Source organism: Vibrio anguillarum, from assembly GCF_001989995.2.
GTDB classification, from domain to species: Bacteria; Pseudomonadota; Gammaproteobacteria; order Enterobacterales; family Vibrionaceae; genus Vibrio; species Vibrio anguillarum.
In genome coordinates this window covers 21,602-38,779 of sequence record NZ_JAHGUP010000036.1, presented here as the reverse complement: position 1 = coordinate 38,779, position 17,178 = coordinate 21,602, and the positions used below count along the sequence as shown (strand labels likewise).

General features: G+C 40.0%; 13 protein-coding genes and 1 pseudogene. 12 read left to right on the top strand and 2 right to left on the bottom strand.

Features of this window, described 5'->3' with window-relative positions; translation table 11 throughout:
* Positions 1-255 precede the first annotated feature (255 nt).
* Together vpsR and PL85_RS09830 are read left to right on the top strand one after the other, a co-directional pair.
* Positions 256-1,590: a cyclic-di-GMP-binding transcriptional regulator VpsR gene (gene vpsR, locus PL85_RS09835; protein ID WP_013857597.1), complete on the top strand. Its 1,335-nt coding sequence runs from the start codon at positions 256-258 to the stop codon at positions 1,588-1,590.
* A gap of 500 nt (positions 1,591-2,090) precedes the next feature.
* The gene (locus PL85_RS09830) at positions 2,091-2,342 is read left to right on the top strand and encodes a hypothetical protein (RefSeq protein WP_010319130.1); all 252 of its coding nucleotides are present in this window, start codon (positions 2,091-2,093) and stop codon (positions 2,340-2,342) included.
* Positions 2,343-2,379: 37 nt separating this feature from the next.
* Here PL85_RS09830 and PL85_RS09825 read toward each other — a convergent pair whose 3' ends face one another.
* The gene (locus PL85_RS09825) at positions 2,380-3,414 is read right to left on the bottom strand and encodes an NADP(H)-dependent aldo-keto reductase (RefSeq protein WP_013857595.1); all 1,035 of its coding nucleotides are present in this window, start codon (positions 3,412-3,414) and stop codon (positions 2,380-2,382) included.
* Positions 3,415-3,548: 134 nt separating this feature from the next.
* The gene (gene mutH, locus PL85_RS09820) at positions 3,549-4,214 is read right to left on the bottom strand and encodes a DNA mismatch repair endonuclease MutH (protein WP_088729318.1); all 666 of its coding nucleotides are present in this window, start codon (positions 4,212-4,214) and stop codon (positions 3,549-3,551) included.
* Positions 4,215-4,819: 605 nt separating this feature from the next.
* Between mutH and rppH the strand changes: the two genes are divergently transcribed.
* From rppH to PL85_RS09775, 10 genes and pseudogenes are all read left to right on the top strand, one after another.
* A complete protein-coding gene (gene rppH, locus PL85_RS09815) occupies positions 4,820-5,338 on the top strand; it encodes an RNA pyrophosphohydrolase (RefSeq protein ID WP_010319133.1) in 519 nt (172 codons plus the stop codon).
* A 2-nt stretch (positions 5,339-5,340) separates the two neighbouring features.
* Positions 5,341-7,587 carry a phosphoenolpyruvate--protein phosphotransferase gene (gene ptsP / locus PL85_RS09810; RefSeq protein WP_115339541.1) on the top strand — a complete coding sequence of 749 codons (2,247 nt, stop codon included), beginning with the start codon at positions 5,341-5,343 and terminating at the stop codon, positions 7,585-7,587.
* A gap of 8 nt (positions 7,588-7,595) precedes the next feature.
* On the top strand, positions 7,596-8,387 hold the full coding sequence (locus tag PL85_RS09805) for a sulfite exporter TauE/SafE family protein (protein WP_115339542.1): 792 nt from the start codon (positions 7,596-7,598) through the stop codon (positions 8,385-8,387).
* A 43-nt stretch (positions 8,388-8,430) separates the two neighbouring features.
* Positions 8,431-9,234 carry a prolipoprotein diacylglyceryl transferase gene (lgt, locus tag PL85_RS09800; protein WP_115339543.1) on the top strand — a complete coding sequence of 268 codons (804 nt, stop codon included), beginning with the start codon at positions 8,431-8,433 and terminating at the stop codon, positions 9,232-9,234.
* 15 nt (positions 9,235-9,249) lie between these two features.
* A pseudogene (locus PL85_RS09795) lies at positions 9,250-9,807 on the top strand (thymidylate synthase); the annotation flags it as partial.
* A 145-nt stretch (positions 9,808-9,952) separates the two neighbouring features.
* The gene (locus tag PL85_RS09790; RefSeq protein WP_088728634.1) at positions 9,953-11,200 is read left to right on the top strand and encodes a tyrosine-type recombinase/integrase; all 1,248 of its coding nucleotides are present in this window, start codon (positions 9,953-9,955) and stop codon (positions 11,198-11,200) included.
* 1 nt (position 11,201) lies between these two features.
* Positions 11,202-14,606, top strand: coding sequence for a tyrosine-type recombinase/integrase (locus PL85_RS09785; protein WP_234826554.1), 3,405 nt, complete (start codon positions 11,202-11,204; stop codon positions 14,604-14,606).
* Positions 14,606-15,364, top strand: coding sequence for a hypothetical protein (locus PL85_RS18840; protein ID WP_194578649.1), 759 nt, complete (start codon positions 14,606-14,608; stop codon positions 15,362-15,364). The genes PL85_RS09785 and PL85_RS18840 overlap by 1 nt, the downstream gene beginning before the upstream one ends.
* Positions 15,361-16,665 (top strand): site-specific integrase, encoded by a 1,305-nt coding sequence (locus PL85_RS18835; protein WP_234826555.1) that lies wholly within the window; start codon positions 15,361-15,363, stop codon positions 16,663-16,665. The genes PL85_RS18840 and PL85_RS18835 overlap by 4 nt, the downstream gene beginning before the upstream one ends.
* Positions 16,665-17,162, top strand: coding sequence for a hypothetical protein (locus PL85_RS09775; RefSeq protein ID WP_088728635.1), 498 nt, complete (start codon positions 16,665-16,667; stop codon positions 17,160-17,162). The genes PL85_RS18835 and PL85_RS09775 overlap by 1 nt, the downstream gene beginning before the upstream one ends.
* Positions 17,163-17,178: the final 16 nt, after the last annotated feature.

The window sequence follows — 17,178 nt, the reverse complement described above, 5'->3', positions numbered from 1 at the left end:
GTTCATGCGGTTTCCGTACCTAAATAGGCGGTTTTTTTTTGCATTAGTTTGAAAAATTTTGTTCACTAGCGTGGACTAACAGACAACAATTTCGAAAGGATTATGAAATAGTTCCCTATATTAAATGGCAAAGCGCTTATTTGTTGTCTAGTCTTATTATCGAGACAGACTACAGCGCCAAGTCTCGTTAATGTAACAGCCGTTTAATGTGCCAAAAGTAGCACTGCATATAAATTTTAAGATAAGGAATAATAGATGGGCACTCAATTCCGAATGGATTCTGTCCCTGGTTCGCTTGTCGTCGTTGGTGGGACATACGAGCCTTGGTTATCTGTACTTGAACAGGTTGGTTGGCGTTGTACACAATGCGCAGATTTACGTAAAGCGGATGCCTTGTTTGCAGAAACAGGCCCATGCATTGGTATTGTTGATTTGAGCCATGATGAATTCAGCCTCAATGGCATTGCAAATTTGGTCAGCAACCATAAACAAGTACGTTGGTTGGCGTTCATTCGCGAATCACAGTTGAGCTCGGATACGATTTGCCAATTCATTGTTAACTTTTGTATCGACTTTTTTACGGCGCCGATTCCCGATGCGCAGCTACTGAGCACCATTGGACACCAACTTGGAATGCTTAAGTTAGAGAAAAAAGTATGGCCACATTATGGAGCAACAGGGGATATTGGTTTAATTGGTGAATCTACTCCCATGAAGCGCTTGCGTGATCAGATCAAACGCATCGGCCCTACGGATGTCAGTATCCTCATTTATGGGGAAAATGGAACGGGCAAAGAGACGGTCGCGAGAGCGGTACACAAAACGTCGTCTCGCGCACAAAAACCTTTTATTTCAGTGAATTGCCGAGCTTTATCGGAGAGCCGCTTTGAATGTGAGCTGTTCGGTATTGGTTGTGAAGACTCATCTCAAACTTCATTATTGGAGCGGGCAGATGGCGGGACGATCCTACTTAAAGATATTCTCACGCTACCTAAAAGCCAACAAGCTAACCTCTTGCGCTTCCTGCAAGAAGGAACGATAGAAACTTCAACGGGTGTCAAAGAGGTGGATGTGCGTATTTTGGCCGCCAACTCTTCCGATATTGAAAAAGCGCTGATTGATGGCAATTTTAACGAAGAGCTGTACCACTATATCAACGTATTGCGTATTAATGTCCCGAGCTTAAAAGAGCGGGCGGGTGATATTGCTTTACTGGCACGCCACTTCTTGCAGGAGTATTCAAAAGAGTTTAACGCGCAGGCGCGCAGTTTTACTGAAGAAGCGGCGCGCTCATTGGCTCGTTATCACTGGCCGGGTAACGTTCGTGAGCTGATGAATCAGATCAAACGTGTGGTGCTGATGTCCGATTCAGTCATGTTGGATGAATTGCAACTCGACTTACCAAAACGCAGTGATGGTAAGCGCAGCCTAAAAAGCATTCGTGAGCGTTCAGAGCGAGATGCGCTATTACTGGTTCTAGAATCGAACTCAGGGCAAGTATCAATGGCCGCCAAAGAGCTAGGTGTATCTAGAGCTACTATGTATCGATTGCTTAATAAACATAACTTAATCACTGAAAATACCTATTAACTTGATGATTCTTCAAGTAAAAATGGTCACATTTAATCCATGTGGCCATTTTTTATAATCATATCTTTTGCGAATAAGTTATTCTCTAGCTGAATGTGTTACTTATTTGCTGTCATTGGCTTTCATTTTAGGTTAATGCATTGTTTTTTAATTGTTTGAAAATTAAGAGTTGAATAATCACCTCAGTTGCATAGAATTTAACCGTGAGCCGTGCTCACACACTCATTTCACTTTGGATTAACTATTTGCTTGGAGGCGCAACATGAATCATTTCGTTTTTGTTCATACTGTTCGCGTTTCTATCGATCTTACTGCGCCTAAATCGTCTCTTACTACAGACGCCTGTCGTATGTTTGATGATAAAAAAGGCACCGATTTTTAGTTAATCCGTAACCTTGAGATAGGCTGCGGAAAAATGGCAGCTTATCAAAGTGTTGATCCACCTTGTTTGCCCCCATTTTTCCAGCCGTCAACGTTTAGTTTACTACTGGAGAATACTCATGCGTCATTCAATTTATTTACAACTTGCTACTTTACTGGTCCGTGCTGATTTACGCCGTGAAGAGCGTCAATGGCAACGAAATGTTCGCCGTCATGCTTTTGAGCTGCCTTTTAATAGCCAACACTTGCTTAAAGATATTGGCTTAGAAAGTGATGGACGCGCTATTGGCGTTTCAGTCCCTGACTCAATTAAAGCTGAACGTCATATTCGTCATCTTCGCCGTGTGTTAAGTATGCGAATAACAACGTAAAACGAGGGGCTAGTGGCTTCGCTAGCCCCGAAGATATCTACGGACAAGGGTTGGAGTAAGTCGTCCCAATCTCTTGAATTTTAAGAAGCAATTCATTACTGAGTACGACATCTAAACTATCGATATTTGTTTTCAACTGCTCTAGGTTTGTCGCGCCAATGATATTGGATGCGACAAACGGACGTTGATTGACAAACGCCAACGCCATCTGTGCTGGATCAAGGCCATACTGGTTAGCAAGCTCAACATAAGCGTGAGTGGCTTGTACACCTTGCGCCGTAAAATAGCGAGAAAAGCGTTCAAATAGGCTGCACCGAGCACCGTCAGGTCTTGCGCCATTTAAATATTTACCACTCAGGCAACCAAACGCCAGTGGCGAGTAAGCCAGCAGTTGAACACCTTCGAAGTGGCTAATCTCAGATAAGCCAATTTCAAAGCTGCGATTCAGTAAATTATAAGGGTTTTGGATAGAGACAATTCTTGCTAGATCGTGTTTTTCTGCCAATTTTAGCAACGTCATCACGCCCCACGGGGTATCATTTGACACACCGATGTAACGCACTTTTCCAGCCTTGACGAGATCATTAAGCGCTTCGAGCGTTTCGATTAAAGTGACTTCTTCTTGCTGATCAGGATAAGGGTAGTTAAGTTGGCCGAACATGTTCGTTTGGCGTTGAGGCCAATGTAATTGATACAAATCGACATAGTCTGTTTTTAAGCGTCTTAAACTATCATCAATCGCTAAATGAATGTTGCGTCTATCGAGTGACATCTTTTCGCGGATGTGAGGCACGTTACGCGGGCCTGCCACTTTAGTCGCTAACACCACTTTTTCACGTTTACCTGATTTTTCTAACCAGTTGCCAATATAGCTTTCGGTCAGACCTTGGGTTTTACCGTTGGGGGGAACTGGGTACATTTCCGCAGTATCGATGAAATTCACACCTTGGTCTAAGGCGTAATCGAGCTGCTCAAAGGCTTGTTGTTGGCTATTTTGTTCACCAAAAGTCATGGTACCTAAGCAGATCTTGCTCACTTCCAGTGTGGAATGAGGCAGTTTGGTGTATTGCATATTCCTTCCTTGATGCTCTCGCTGGTGGAGTGTGTGACGTTTTTACTATAAGCGAAGATGGCAGTGAAACGGAAACGAATTGTGCAGTGAAAGATCAAACGGTTACGTTTTTTCATGAGCAATAACGAGCACTTTTAAATAAAGTGTTGCTCAAGAATGCTCGCGGTAAATTGAGTTCGAAGATAAAAGCCTCGTGGCAGAGTTTTGATAGGTTTGCCATTAGCACCGTAGGCTTCGGTTAATGCTCGCCCGTTTGCCGCTTTTGGCCTGAGCTGTAATACTTCACCGTGCTTAGCGGTGATCTGCTCAACTTTGCCAAGAACGATGAACTCCATCAGTTCTTCCCAATCATTTTTTAGCTGCTGTTCTTGTGCAGGAGAAGGGCTCCATAGCAATGGCGAGCCGACATGGCGCTGGGCTAGGGGGATTTCTCGCTCACCCTCTATTGGGATCCATAGTACCCGAGAGAGTTTATTTCGCACGTGGCTTTGCTCCCATGTTAAACCATGAACACCGGTGAGTGGGGCCACACACACAAACGTTGTTTCGAGCGGTTTTCCAGTGTAACTGATTGGAATACTTTTGAGCTCGATACCTAATTGCTCGAAATCTTGCTGAGGTTTGCTGCCTGCTGCTGCACCCAAATGCCACTCTAATAGCTGACCGACCCATCCTTTATCTTTTTTTAAGTCAGGGGGCACGGTCATCTTGGCTTCTTCGGCGAGTTGACTAAAGCTTAAGCCTGCAATGTCTTGGGCTCTAAGCATTAATTCATGTTCAGTTTTAGGTGCGGGTTTCATGATACTTTGAATGATAAAAACGCGATTGTAGCAAATTCTTATACACAATGTACTGTCGTTTCTTTTGCTTAAAAGATCATCGCAACCCAAGTTATCCACAGGTTGATCGGAAAATATTCCATTTTTTGTTTATCTGTATGCATTTACAGGGTTTTGCTTGAGGTAGTGGGCCTCTTAATCAGTAAATCTTATTTCTACTAGAGTGGGGGTGTGGATAACGAGCTAATCGGTGGATCTTTGAGCATGTTGTGAAAGGATCAATTTTTTGTTAATCGCAACGTAATGTGAATAATGGAAAATCCAATTAATTAATTGTTTTTTTATGTATTTAATTTATTATTATCTTTTTTTTATTGGCCCGTATTCTTTTGCTTTTTGGGGAAGTAAGTCGCTATCTAGAGATTCTTCACATAGTTACTCACAGAAAAGGTGAATAAATGTGGCTGGTGTCGCATTATTTTGTTGATAACTTTAAATTTGATGAAAAGTTATCCAATTAATGATTAGGAACACATAAATCTCGTGTTAATCACACTAGTAAGTTTGCTCCTATTGGGGATATGTGGAAAAATCAAAGCAATTAAGATTTTACTAGAGGTTGGCCAGTGATCGATGGCGATGGTTACCGACTCAATGTTGGTATTGTGATTTGTAACAACCATGGTCAGGTATTCTGGGCGAAACGATACGGACAACACTCTTGGCAGTTTCCACAAGGTGGAATTGACGACGATGAAACTCCTGAACAAGCGATGTTTAGAGAGCTTTACGAAGAGGTTGGGCTTACAAAGAAAGATGTGAAAATCATAGCAACAAGCCGTCATTGGTTAAGATATAAATTACCAAAACGGCTCGTTCGTTGGGATTCTCAACCTGTCTGTATTGGGCAAAAACAGAAATGGTTTCTTCTGCGCTTAGAGTGTGATGAATCAAGAATCAACATGCAGCGCGGCAGTACCCCTGAATTTGATGGTTGGCGTTGGGTCAGTTATTGGTATCCAGTGAGGCAAGTAGTCTCTTTCAAGCGAGATGTTTATCGTCGCGCCATGAAAGAGTTTGCATCATTCGCGATGCCATTTAAAGAACGTAATAACAAAGGTAAGCGCAAAAATAAAAGAGGATAGACATGCTCTCTCAGCTAAGGGAAATAGTTGAACAAGTATCCAAGGTAGAAGATGTACACCAAGCCTTGAATATTTTGGTTAAGCAAACGTGCAATGCGATGAGTACCGAGTGTTGCACTGTCTATCTTGCTAACGAAGAAAAACATCGCCTAGAACTGATGGCAACGCAAGGCTTAAAGTTCAAAGGCGACAAAATCCACATCGGTTTTGACGAAGGTTTAGTGGGCTTAGTGAAACGTTCAGCTGAGCCAATCAACATTGCTGAAGCGTCGAAACATCCTAATTTTAAATACTTCAAACAGCTTGGCGAAGAGGTGTATCAAAGCTTTCTTGGTACGCCGATTATTCATCGCAAGCGAGTATTGGGTGTGTTGGTCGTGCAGCAAAAAACACCTCGCTTATTTAGTGAGATGGAAGAGTCTTTTATTGTCACTCTGGCGGCGCAAGTGGCCGTGATTATTGCTCATGCTCAAACACAAGGGCAGTGGCTGCTTTCGAAAAAGCAGTTGTCCACCAGTGGCATTGCTGCGTCATCTGGCATCGCGATTGGTGAGTTTTGGTGGGATGACACCCAGCCTCAACTGTCTGATGTTTACCCCGCCTCAACGCTCGATATTGAACGAGAACAAGAGTGGCTATTGCTGGCGGTAGAAAGTGCCTTGAACGATTTTCGTCGTTTAAGAAAAAAACTCGATAGTGATATTAATAAAGATGCGTTAGCCATCTTCGATCTCTTTACTCATCTACTCAATGATCCGATGCTACGCAACGATCTGAAAAGCCAGATCCAAAAAGGCGATCGTGCAGATTGGGCATTACGGCAGGTTGTGGAGAGTTATTCCAACCGTTTTGCGAAGATGTCAGATGTTTACTTACGTGAGCGTGCACAGGATATTCGTGAGCTAGGTCAGCGACTGCTATTTTTTTTGCACAACACTGAGCATGATCAGCAGCAACTTGATAAACCGATCATTTTGGTGGTACGCGAACTTACTGCTTCAATTCTCGCCGCTATTCCTAAAGATAAATTACTGGCGGTGGTCTCTTTAGAAGGGGCTGCCAATTCCCACGCAGCAATATTGTCACGGGCGCTGGGCATTCCCGCAGTGATGGGAATTTCACTTAATCTCAAGGAGATCAACGGTAAAAAGGGCATTGTCGATGGTTATAGCGGCAAGGTTTTTATCTCACCAAATAGACAAATTCTGGCGGAATATCGCGCTTTAGCTTATGAAGAAAGCGAACTTTCTCAAATGGTTAATGAAACCATTGCAGAAGCTCCTTTTACGCAAGATGGCACACGTATTGAAGTGATGCTCAATGCTGGATTAAGTGCGGATACCAACATCGCAATTAACCAAGGGGTTGATGGTGTCGGGCTGTATCGAACCGAAATTTCCTTTTTGCTGCAACATCGCTTTCCATCAGAAGAAGAACAAGTGCAGCAGTATCGCAGCGTTTTGAACGCTTATCCTGATAAACGGGTGGTGATGAGAACGTTAGACATTGGTGGCGATAAAGCACTGCCTTATCTACCCATTGAAGAAGACAATCCCTTTCTTGGCTGGCGAGGCATTCGTTTTACGCTCGATCATCCCGATATTTTTTTGATTCAACTGCGGGCGATGATGCGTGCCAGCGGCGATAACCAAAATCTCAGCATTTTATTGCCAATGATTTCAGGAACGAAAGAGTTGGACGACGCAATGCGGTTGATTGAGCAAGCGTATCGAGAAGTTTCTAGCGTTGATGATCGGATCATAATGCCCAAGATTGGCATTATGATTGAAGTGCCATCGATGATTTATCTTCTACCATTGATTGCGAGCAAAGTGGACTTTGTTTCGGTTGGAACCAACGATTTAACCCAATATTTGTTGGCCGTTGATCGGAACAATGCACATGTTGCTGATGTCTATGACTCCATGCATCCAGCGGTGGTGATGGCGCTTAAACAGATTTTAGAGACTTGCCAGTCTCATCGTATACCTGTTTGTGTGTGTGGTGAGTTGGCCGGGGACCCTATCGGTTCACTGTTATTAATTGGTTTGGGTTATCGCATGCTAAGTATGAATACCTCCAACGTAGCCAAGGTCAAATATTTGGTGAGGCACTCTCAATTAGGACAGTTACGGCAACTTGCTGACAAAGCGTTGATGCAACCTTACGGCAACGACATTTATAATATGATGCACTCATACTTTGAAGATAAAGGCTTTGCTGGCTTTATCCGCGCAGGCAAAAAATAGGAACTAATGTGAATTTTGAGTTGATGGTTTTGCTGGTGTTATTGGGCTCAGTCGTTGGTTTTATGGCTGGTTTACTGGGCATTGGTGGTGGTTTAATTGTCGTTCCGGCGTTGCTTCTTTTGCTTCCCAAGGCGGGTATTTCCGCCGAACTTAGTATGCATTTAGCGTTAGCGACATCGCTAGCGACCATCATTGTTACTTCGGCTTCTTCGGCATTAAATCACCTTAAATTGGGCAATGTGGATATGTTTGTCGTCAAGTGGCTCATGCCCGGCGTTATCGTCGGTGGGTTTGTTGGCTCAATGATCGCAGACGTGATCCCGACTCAATATCTACCGAAAGTATTTGGCGTGATTGTTTTTTGCCTAGCGATTCAAATGTTTTTATCGATAAAAGCGCAAATGCAAAGATCGATGCCCGGTGCGTGGGTGACCATGCTATGTGGCAGTGGTATTGGTATTGTCTCCAGTTTAGCGGGAATTGGTGGCGGTTCGCTCTCCGTTCCTTTTTTGAATCGTCATGGCGTTGAAATGCGTAAAGCCGTCGGTTCTTCTTCTGTCTGTGGCTGTGTGATCGCAATATCTGGCATGATTGGTTTTATTTTGCACGGTTATCAAGTGGAGAATTTACCACCTTACAGCATTGGCTATGTCTATTTACCTGCGTTAGTCGCCATTGCTTCGACCTCAATTCTCACTACTCGATTAGGAGCGCGTTACGCGACTCAGTTACCGACGGTGGTATTGAAAAAAATATTCTCCGTTTTTCTGATGGTTATAGCGGCAACTATGCTGTTTTAATCACTTATTATCTTCACCTCATTTTTAGTAAGAGAACACGTTTATGTCTCAGGGTTTTATACAGTTCCCAAATATTGATCCCGTGCTGATTGCGATTGGCCCTATATCCATTCGCTGGTACGGCTTAATGTATTTAGTTGGTTTTGTTTTTGCGATGTGGCTTGCCAATCGCAGAGCGGACAAACCAAATAGTGGCTGGACTCGTGAGCAAGTCTCGGATTTGCTGTTTGCTGGATTTTTAGGGGTGGTCATTGGTGGTCGCGTCGGTTATGTGTTGTTTTACAATTTTGATCTGTTTCTCCAAGACCCGCTCTATCTCTTTAAAGTGTGGACAGGCGGGATGTCTTTCCATGGTGGTCTACTTGGCGTGATCAGTGCAATGTTTTGGTATGCACGGAAAAATAACCGAACGTTTTTGGGTGTCGCCGATTTTGTGGCTCCTTTGGTTCCATTTGGTTTAGGCATGGGACGATTAGGCAACTTCATGAACAGTGAATTGTGGGGGCGAGTAACCGATGTTCCATGGGCGATCATTTTTCCAAACGGCGGGCCTTTGCCTCGCCATCCATCACAGCTTTATGAGTTTTTCTTAGAAGGGATTGTGCTGTTTATTATATTGAACCTGTTTATCCGCAAAAATCGGCCAATTGGTTCAGTCTCAGGGCTATTTTTGATAGGCTACGGGACATTCCGTTTCCTTGTTGAATATGTTCGTGAACCTGATGCACAATTAGGATTGTTCGCTGGATTTATCTCCATGGGGCAAATCCTGTCGCTACCGATGATCATTGTCGGTGCACTGATGATGGTATGGGCGTACAAGGTTAACCATAAAGTGACTCAATAGTGTTAAGGATAGTTTGTGAAACAGTATCTTGAACTTTGTCAGCGAATTGTTGATGAGGGCGTTTGGATCGAAAATGAACGTACAGCCAAACGCTGCCTAACGGTGGTTAACGCTGATCTCACCTATGATGTAGGTCAGAATCAATTCCCGTTAGTGACAACGCGTAAAAGCTTCTGGAAAGCCGCAGTTGCTGAGCTACTTGGTTATATTCGTGGCTACGATAATGCAGCCGATTTTCGCGCTTTAGGAACCAAAACGTGGGATGCGAATGCGAATTTAAATGCAGCTTGGCTTAACAATCCATACCGCAAAGGTGAAGATGATATGGGCCGCGTGTATGGAGTTCAAGGACGTGCGTGGGCCAAGGCGGATGGTGGGCAGATTGATCAACTGCGTAAGATTGTTGATGATCTTTCACGTGGCGTTGATGATAGAGGCGAAATCCTAAACTTTTACAACCCAGGTGAGTTTCATATGGGTTGCTTGCGCCCCTGCATGTACAGTCATCACTTTTCGTTGTTGGGTGATACTTTGTATCTCAATAGTACGCAACGCTCGTGTGATGTACCGCTTTTATAATCCCCTGCACAAAATGCATAATCAGTAAGTAAAAGAATCCTCGTTTCTGTTAATATTAAATTTATTGTGTTCATTTTTATTTGCACAATACGTAATTAATAATAATTTTGTGTAAATTTAATGCACAGTTCGAGGTTTTATGGATAAGTCTGTTGTTATATCGTCTGGTAGGAAGCTTGATATATCAAAGTCTGTTGCGCATGAAGATTTTGAAGAATATCCAAATGTGCTTTTACTTGCTGAAGGTGTTGCTGTCTTTAATGACCAAATGGAGTTGTTGCCACTCATCTCCGACTTCCTTACTGATTACAGAAGAAATCATAGTGATAAGTCTGTAAATACCTACGCAAACAATTTACGTTACTTAGTTAAGTACCTGATTACACATGATGATAATCACATTGGTACTAAGAGAGATGATTGTTTGTTGACAGTGCATGCGACAGAAATTCAGAAGTATTTTGATTATTGTAGACGCGATAAGGATAAAAAAGGGTTAGATAAACATGCACTAGGTGGAAAAACCCTAGCAAACAGAGATGCGACTTACGGCAGGTTCTTCTCCGAATTTCTATGCAATCCTCCTGCTGGCTACAAACTCATGAGGGAAGAAAATCCTTATGAGAATGGAAGTTTAGTCGTAGCTGCCAAGGAGTCGCTAATTAGGCCTGCGCTTTTTACTGATATTGAAGCTTTGATTTTCGTCGCTAATCATGAAAGAGAAAAAAGTCTTATTCAATTCATGTACGACTCAGGTGTCCGTAGAGCTGAAGTAAAAGACATATCCCAAGAAAGCATTTTACAGTTATCGAGAGAGTCTCGTAAGAGCATCATTATGGATGACAATACAATTCAGATACCTAGTGACTATGTATCAATAGAAATTAAAGGTAATAAGGGAAGAGGGAGAGAAGCAAAATATAGATATACAGTTGTTTCAAAAGAAACGATTAATAGAGTCCAAAGATATCACTCAAGCCTTGAATTCAAGAAACACAAACGCAAATGGAGTGATACCCCTGTTCCAGCCTTCTTAAATCAAAATGGTGATCCTTACACCGAAAAGTCAGTTAGTAAGCTGATTAAAAAACTGTCTAAAAGAGCTTTAAAGCTTGGATTGATTAACTCGCCGTTATCACCACACAAAATTCGACATGGTTTTGGTGCTATGCTTCTCAATTCTGAAGATTTAGGCAAATCACAGCTAGACCGACTTTTGCTTTTACAACAATGCCTTGGGCATGAATCATTAGATACAACACAAAAGTACACCAAAATACCTGTAGGAGTATGGGAAAAATTTGAAGATCACAACGGTGTTCCACTCAAAAGATATCAGTTAATGAAAAAATTAAAAGATCGAACTAGAGTGAAAAGGAAGCACTGAAATGAAATCTGAAGAATACCGAACGATCTTGAATACCTGGTGGCGAGGGTTAACAGACGAACAGAAGAAAGCGGTCCCAATCACTCAGCTAAAAACGATTGATTTACATCAGCTATTTAGTTATGTTCCGATCAAATACGATACATTGCGTATGTATTTGAAAGAAGACATCAATAAGATAGATGAGGAGCTCAAGTCGTTAGGTGTTTTACCCGATAGTGAAGAATATAAGGTTCGTCTGCTCAACTGGTGGCAGTCATTGACTAATGATCAAAAGAAAGCAGTTCCAACATCAAAGACAAATAATACTGTTGACTTGCGAAGTTTATTTAGTGATGTACCGGTTTCTCATCGAAAAGTTCGTGAATATCTGAAAAATGAGATAAAGATGATAGACACAGAGCTTAAGTTGTTAGGTGTTTTATTAGATGTTGAAATATATAAAAAGCGTCTACTCAATTGGTGGCACTCTTTAACTGATGAACAAAAGCTGGCGGTTCCAACGAATAAAAATACAATTGATTTACGTGATAGACTGAGTGATGCTCCGGTAACTTACGTCCAAATACGCCAATACTTGAAAGATGATATCAATAAGATAGAAGCCGAGCTTAAGTCTTTAGGTATTTTGTTTGATCATGAAGCTTATAGAGCTCGTCTGCTCAATTGGTGGCAGTCGTTAACTAATAATCAAAAGAAAACTCTCCCAGTTGTAAATAACACCATAGATCTGCGAGATTTATTTGCTGATTCACCTATAAAATATCATGTGGTAAGGCAAATTTTTCATAAAGAAATCGATAATATTGATAAAGAACTCAAGTCGTTAAATGTTTTGTTTGACCGTGAAGCATATAGATCCCGTTTGGTAGATTGGTGGGCGTCATTAACAAATGAACAAAAACAAAATGTATCAATAAGTCAAAATTCAATCGATTTGCGTTTTCTATTTAGTAAAGCACCGATAGGCTATAATCCAATACGCCTATATTTGAAAGAAGACATCAAAAAAATAAATACGGAGCTTAAGTCGTTAGGTGTTTTAAAGAATGTTGACGATGAGACGATTGTTACATTGATGAGCGACTTTATCTCTGAATGTAAAGTTAATCCAGATCTGTTATGGGACGTTGAGCTGTCAATTGTTGGTATGTTTAATTCAAAGTTGGTAGCTAAAAATCCGGATAGTTACTTTGAACAGTATGGCCTTATTTCTACAAAATACTTATCAAATAAGCTTTCATGTAAGGTCAAACAGCTCGAGGAACCAGAATTACTTGATCTAAGAAAACAGCTTAATAAATTGTTATTGGAATACAAAGTCTCTCTTCCTTATAGTGAAATTAAAAATAGCAGTCATGCTATTGGCTATGATTTGAATAATCGTAGGATTTTCCTTAAGTGGAAAAACGGTTTAACGTATGAAGAAAAACTAGCACTTCCAATGTTTAGAAATGTGATAACTCAGAAAACATTCCACCACTTAATTCCAACCCATAGTAAAGCTATAGCACGTCCTTTGTTGAGGGCTGAATATTTACGTTTCTCCAGAGAAGTTATAGAGATTAAGGGCATCGATTATAAAACGATGAAAGAACGTGATGAAGCTCGCAGAGAAAGGCGTTTGAATCAAGAAGAGAGTAAGTATTCAGTATTTAGTAAATTAAGAGATAAGAAACTCACATCAATTGATGACTTTAGTTCTAAAAGAGGGCGCTATGAGGATGTACAACATGCTTTTGCTATTGGCTCTTTGAATGTTTCGTCTAAATCAGGAATTACTACTTATTATATCGGATACAAACATTATTGTGATTTTTTAGAAAGTAAAGAAATCTCACCAGATAGTAGTTTTAAGAAGTGTTTTAGTTCATGGTCGCTAAGGGATTTTAAAGAGTATTTGGGTGAAAAAATTGGTGAAGGAGTATTAGCAACATCAACTGCGAATACTACGTTGTCGTCATTGCGAGTAACTCTGGAAAAACTGAAAACGATTCGCAGTTACAATTTTAGTTATTACCCTGCTGATGGATTTGAAATTGTAAGAGAGTCTATAGCATATAAGCCATATTCGCCTTACGAGCGAAAACAAATACACGAGATGCTAGAGCAGGAGATGGTACTTGTTAAAGAGAAGTTAGTACCGTATCAAAAGTTAGATAGAAAACAAGCTGATTTTGATGATCCAAAGATCCAAGCAAGGATTATTTTTGAAGATCATTGTAACTGTATTCCCATCTATAGAGATAGAGAGCTAATAAAAAAATACACTGCTGGGCAGCGAAAATTAAATCAATACGTGACCTCAAGAAGAATTTCCCTTAATGAACTGTATGATGAATGGGGGGTAAAAACTAGAAGAACTGCACTGCGGGACGTGGGATTGTATGTATTAAAGATGGCACAAGTCCTTGGTATGAATTTAAACCCTATCTTAGATCTAGAAATTGACGATTACCAAAAAAATCACCCTTTGACTAATAAGCCTTGTCTAACTTATTGGAAAGAACGTTCGACAGGAGAGAAGATGATTCACCTAGACCTGTTCCAAGCTGATCTTCAATGGTTATCAATAAGTCAAAAGCAATTTGTCGAAACAGTATTTAATGAAGTTATTAAGTTAACTTCGGAGTCAAGAAAATATGCGCCAGATGAAATATCAAATAGACTTTTTATAACATATTACAAAAAGTGTATAACTATAACTGAATCCACTATGTCCATATTCTATTCTGAACTGGTCGATAAATATCATTTAGAAGATGATGATGGTAACCCAATGGTGCTTACTACAACAAGATTCAGACCTACTTTAGTGAGTGAGTTAGTCGATGCTGGTGTTTCAATAAGGAAGATCCAATATTTATTAGGGCATGCTTCTATTTATACGACGATGAGCTACCTAGAGAAATTAGATTTCGATAGAGTTATAAAAGATAAAGCAAGGAAAGCAATAGAAGAGGTTTATAGTAAGGCTGTTCGAACAAATAAACATAATTTTCATCAGAAACAACAGCGTAGATATAACGATAATCAGATCATAATGAAGACGCCACTTGGTGGCTGTAAAAACATATTTGATCCACCTGGATTTATCAAAAAATCATCCTTTTATGTTAAGGGAAGACCCTGTTCACAATATAATAAGTGCCTGTCTTGTGATAATGTGATGTTGACTGAGAAACATCTTCCAGAGCTTTTTGCAATGCAAAGAGACTATTTGGCAACGTTAGAAAGTAGCGAAGTAGTTAATACTCCTTACCACGTTGTTGTGTTAGAAAATCTATCACTACTTGACGATATTTTAAACCCTGAAACTTCAGAGTTTGAGGAGGATACTTTAATACTGGCGAAAGAAAATTCGTTATTTATCGAAACCACTATATTAGATAGTTGGGGTGGTTAATGGTGAAAAAACAGCATCTCGAACACTTGCAGTTAATAAATCAATACTGGCAAGATGTATTTTCTAATTTACTGCTTTTAAACAAAACTGATTCTGACGAACTAGTTGATGATATTAGTCCTTATATCGTTCAACTTGCTACACTACCTATATCTAAGAAGAGTGTTTTTCGTGACATGTTATGGGATTTCGATGAAGATACTTCAAACAGAGCACCTTCAGTCTCTATATCAAAAGTTCAGCTTGACTTTAGCGACTATAGCCATATTCCATTAGGAGTCATAACCGAACTAAAGTGCTTATTTTTGAGTATTTATTCGTCACCAAAAGAATTTGGTAGTAAGAAAAACGAACTAAAGCCCAACACCTTGATTGCTCCATTCAAAAATGGACTAAGATTTTTGAATTTTGTTTTCTCTCAAGTCGAGAGGAGACTTGGAAAAGAGTATATACAAGAACAGTGTCATAAACTTGGTGATATAACTCTGCTAGACTTTGAAGAAGCAGCTAAAAGGACTAAATTGGAAATAGTGTCAAAGAAGCGAAATTCAACTGGTTATAAAATTTTTTTTGATTATTTAGGTTCTCATAAAACAAAAGAAAGCATTGGTATTAAGTGTGATGCTGATTATGAAGCAATAAAAAAGCATATAAGGAGAACTCTAATAAAAATAATAATCAGAAAACAGAAAAATTACCATACCTTGAAACCAAAAACTTCGATTTGGCTCTTAAGAGAGCGTCATTTAATATCGTGAGTTTTTTAAAAGCAGTTGATGAAAAAGTGAATGATCCTATAATTGAACAACATTATGAGACACTCGCTTCAACCTATGAAGAGTTTAAATATTCCAAGCAAAACTTTGAAGACTATGGTGCTTACCGACTTAATAAGCAAGGATACTCACTCGTAGATATTAATACTACTTTCCCAGATAATCATATATCTAAACTTGATTTCAGTGTACAACTAACAAGAGAACAGATAACGTATATATTACAAAAAAAATTATGCTTTACTGAACCTCTTCGAATAGCAATTAATAAAGCGTATTACTCTGCACTATGGGTGATCGGGACTCTTATGGGAGCAAGACCAAATGTGTATTCTGATCTAAAAATTAGTGGGTGTCTGGACTTAGAAGATAAAACTATCGTATCAGAAGAACACAAGGGACGAGATAATCGCTGGAATTTGTTTAATGATCGCTGGATAGCTATACCAATCATGATCGATGCCATAAAGGTTGTCGAGTTGATAGGCAGAAAAGTATTTCAAAACACATATGTATTTGCAAATACTTTTACATTAATGCCAGACGAGACTAATACCCCAATGGGTAATCTTACCCATATAGTTGAAAAAAGCTTCTCAGTATTAATGGGGGTATCCTCAAAAGATATTAACAGTAAGCTCAATGGCTATGTATTCAGACACAGCCTCGCGCATCAAATGTACCGAGCTGATGTTGGCTTACCTGTTATTTCTTATCAGCTAAAGCATATTGTCTCTGCAACGGAGGCGCTTGCGCGTAAGGGGAAAGTTAGTCAAACAACGCTTGGTTATGGAGGGATTGCAAATCAGTTAATAAGTGTTGAAGGTAAGTCAGTAGATTTTAGACATGAGGCTGAATTAGAAGCTGTAAAAGCTAACTTTGATCCGAACGGTAAATACATGGGGGGAAAAGCTGATGAGCATATTTCAAAAATCAAAAAGTTCTTCAATGGATGCATGGAAGCTGGTTACTCAGAAGAAGAAATATACGAAGCAATGGTTAAACAAGGACTGGCGATTATTAATGTCGGAAGTGGTTACTGTTTTGGTGGCGTTGAAGACTTTGATGAGACCTTGCCGTGTATTGGTGGCTTAAGATGTAACCCAGTTCGTTGTCACAATGCTGTAGTAACTAAAGCAAATGCGCCAAGGTGGCGCGAAATATATCTTTCTAATATAAAGTTGGTCGGTGCAGAAGGATACGAAGACAGGCAAGATCAGATAGCTGAAGCAATAGAAGAGTCTAAAAGAGTTTTAAATTATTTGGGCGAGGAGTTGATCTGATGGCTGAATATGATGAAAAAAACAAAGAATTGTTTGATCACAATACAGATAAAATTTGGGCTGCACTGGATTCTATAAGGCAAGATAAGAAGTTTAAGACAACTAAAGCTCAAGTAATTGAGTTAACTGGACTTCATCGTAATACTTTTGATCCAAAAGGAGTGAGGGCTTGGGTTGGTGTTGAGCTCGAGATAATAAAAAATCAGAGACAAGAAGATTTAAAGCGCAACCGAGTTACTAAAAAGCAACAAGAACAGAACTTACAAGCCTTACTCGATCAATCAAAGCTAGAAATTTTACATTGGTTTACTAAATATTCTGAATCAGAAAGAGAGTTAGATAAATTAAGAATACGTTCTAAGCGTGATTATGAAAGTCTTGAATGGCACAAATCAGAAATTGGAAAAGAACGGAAAGCTAAAAAAATGCTTGAGGATAGGATTGAGTTATTGGAGAGTTTACTCAACGAAAAATCAGAAAAAAATAATGGGACTTGATGTCCCATTATTTTTT

Excerpts from the sequence above, each read along its gene's own strand:
- vpsR (WP_013857597.1), top strand. The coding sequence starts at position 256 with ATGGGCACTCAATTCCGAATGGATTCTGTCCCTGGTTCGCTTGTCGTC.
- PL85_RS09830 (WP_010319130.1), top strand. The coding sequence starts at position 2,091 with ATGCGTCATTCAATTTATTTACAACTTGCTACTTTACTGGTCCGTGCT.
- PL85_RS09825 (WP_013857595.1), bottom strand. The coding sequence starts at position 3,414 with ATGCAATACACCAAACTGCCTCATTCCACACTGGAAGTGAGCAAGATC.
- mutH (WP_088729318.1), bottom strand. The coding sequence starts at position 4,214 with ATGAAACCCGCACCTAAAACTGAACATGAATTAATGCTTAGAGCCCAA.
- ptsP (WP_115339541.1), top strand. The coding sequence starts at position 5,341 with ATGCTCTCTCAGCTAAGGGAAATAGTTGAACAAGTATCCAAGGTAGAA.
- lgt (WP_115339543.1), top strand. The coding sequence starts at position 8,431 with ATGTCTCAGGGTTTTATACAGTTCCCAAATATTGATCCCGTGCTGATT.
- PL85_RS09790 (WP_088728634.1), top strand. The coding sequence starts at position 9,953 with ATGGATAAGTCTGTTGTTATATCGTCTGGTAGGAAGCTTGATATATCA.
- PL85_RS09785 (WP_234826554.1), top strand. The coding sequence starts at position 11,202 with ATGAAATCTGAAGAATACCGAACGATCTTGAATACCTGGTGGCGAGGG.
- PL85_RS18840 (WP_194578649.1), top strand. The coding sequence starts at position 14,606 with ATGGTGAAAAAACAGCATCTCGAACACTTGCAGTTAATAAATCAATAC.
- PL85_RS09775 (WP_088728635.1), top strand. The coding sequence starts at position 16,665 with ATGGCTGAATATGATGAAAAAAACAAAGAATTGTTTGATCACAATACA.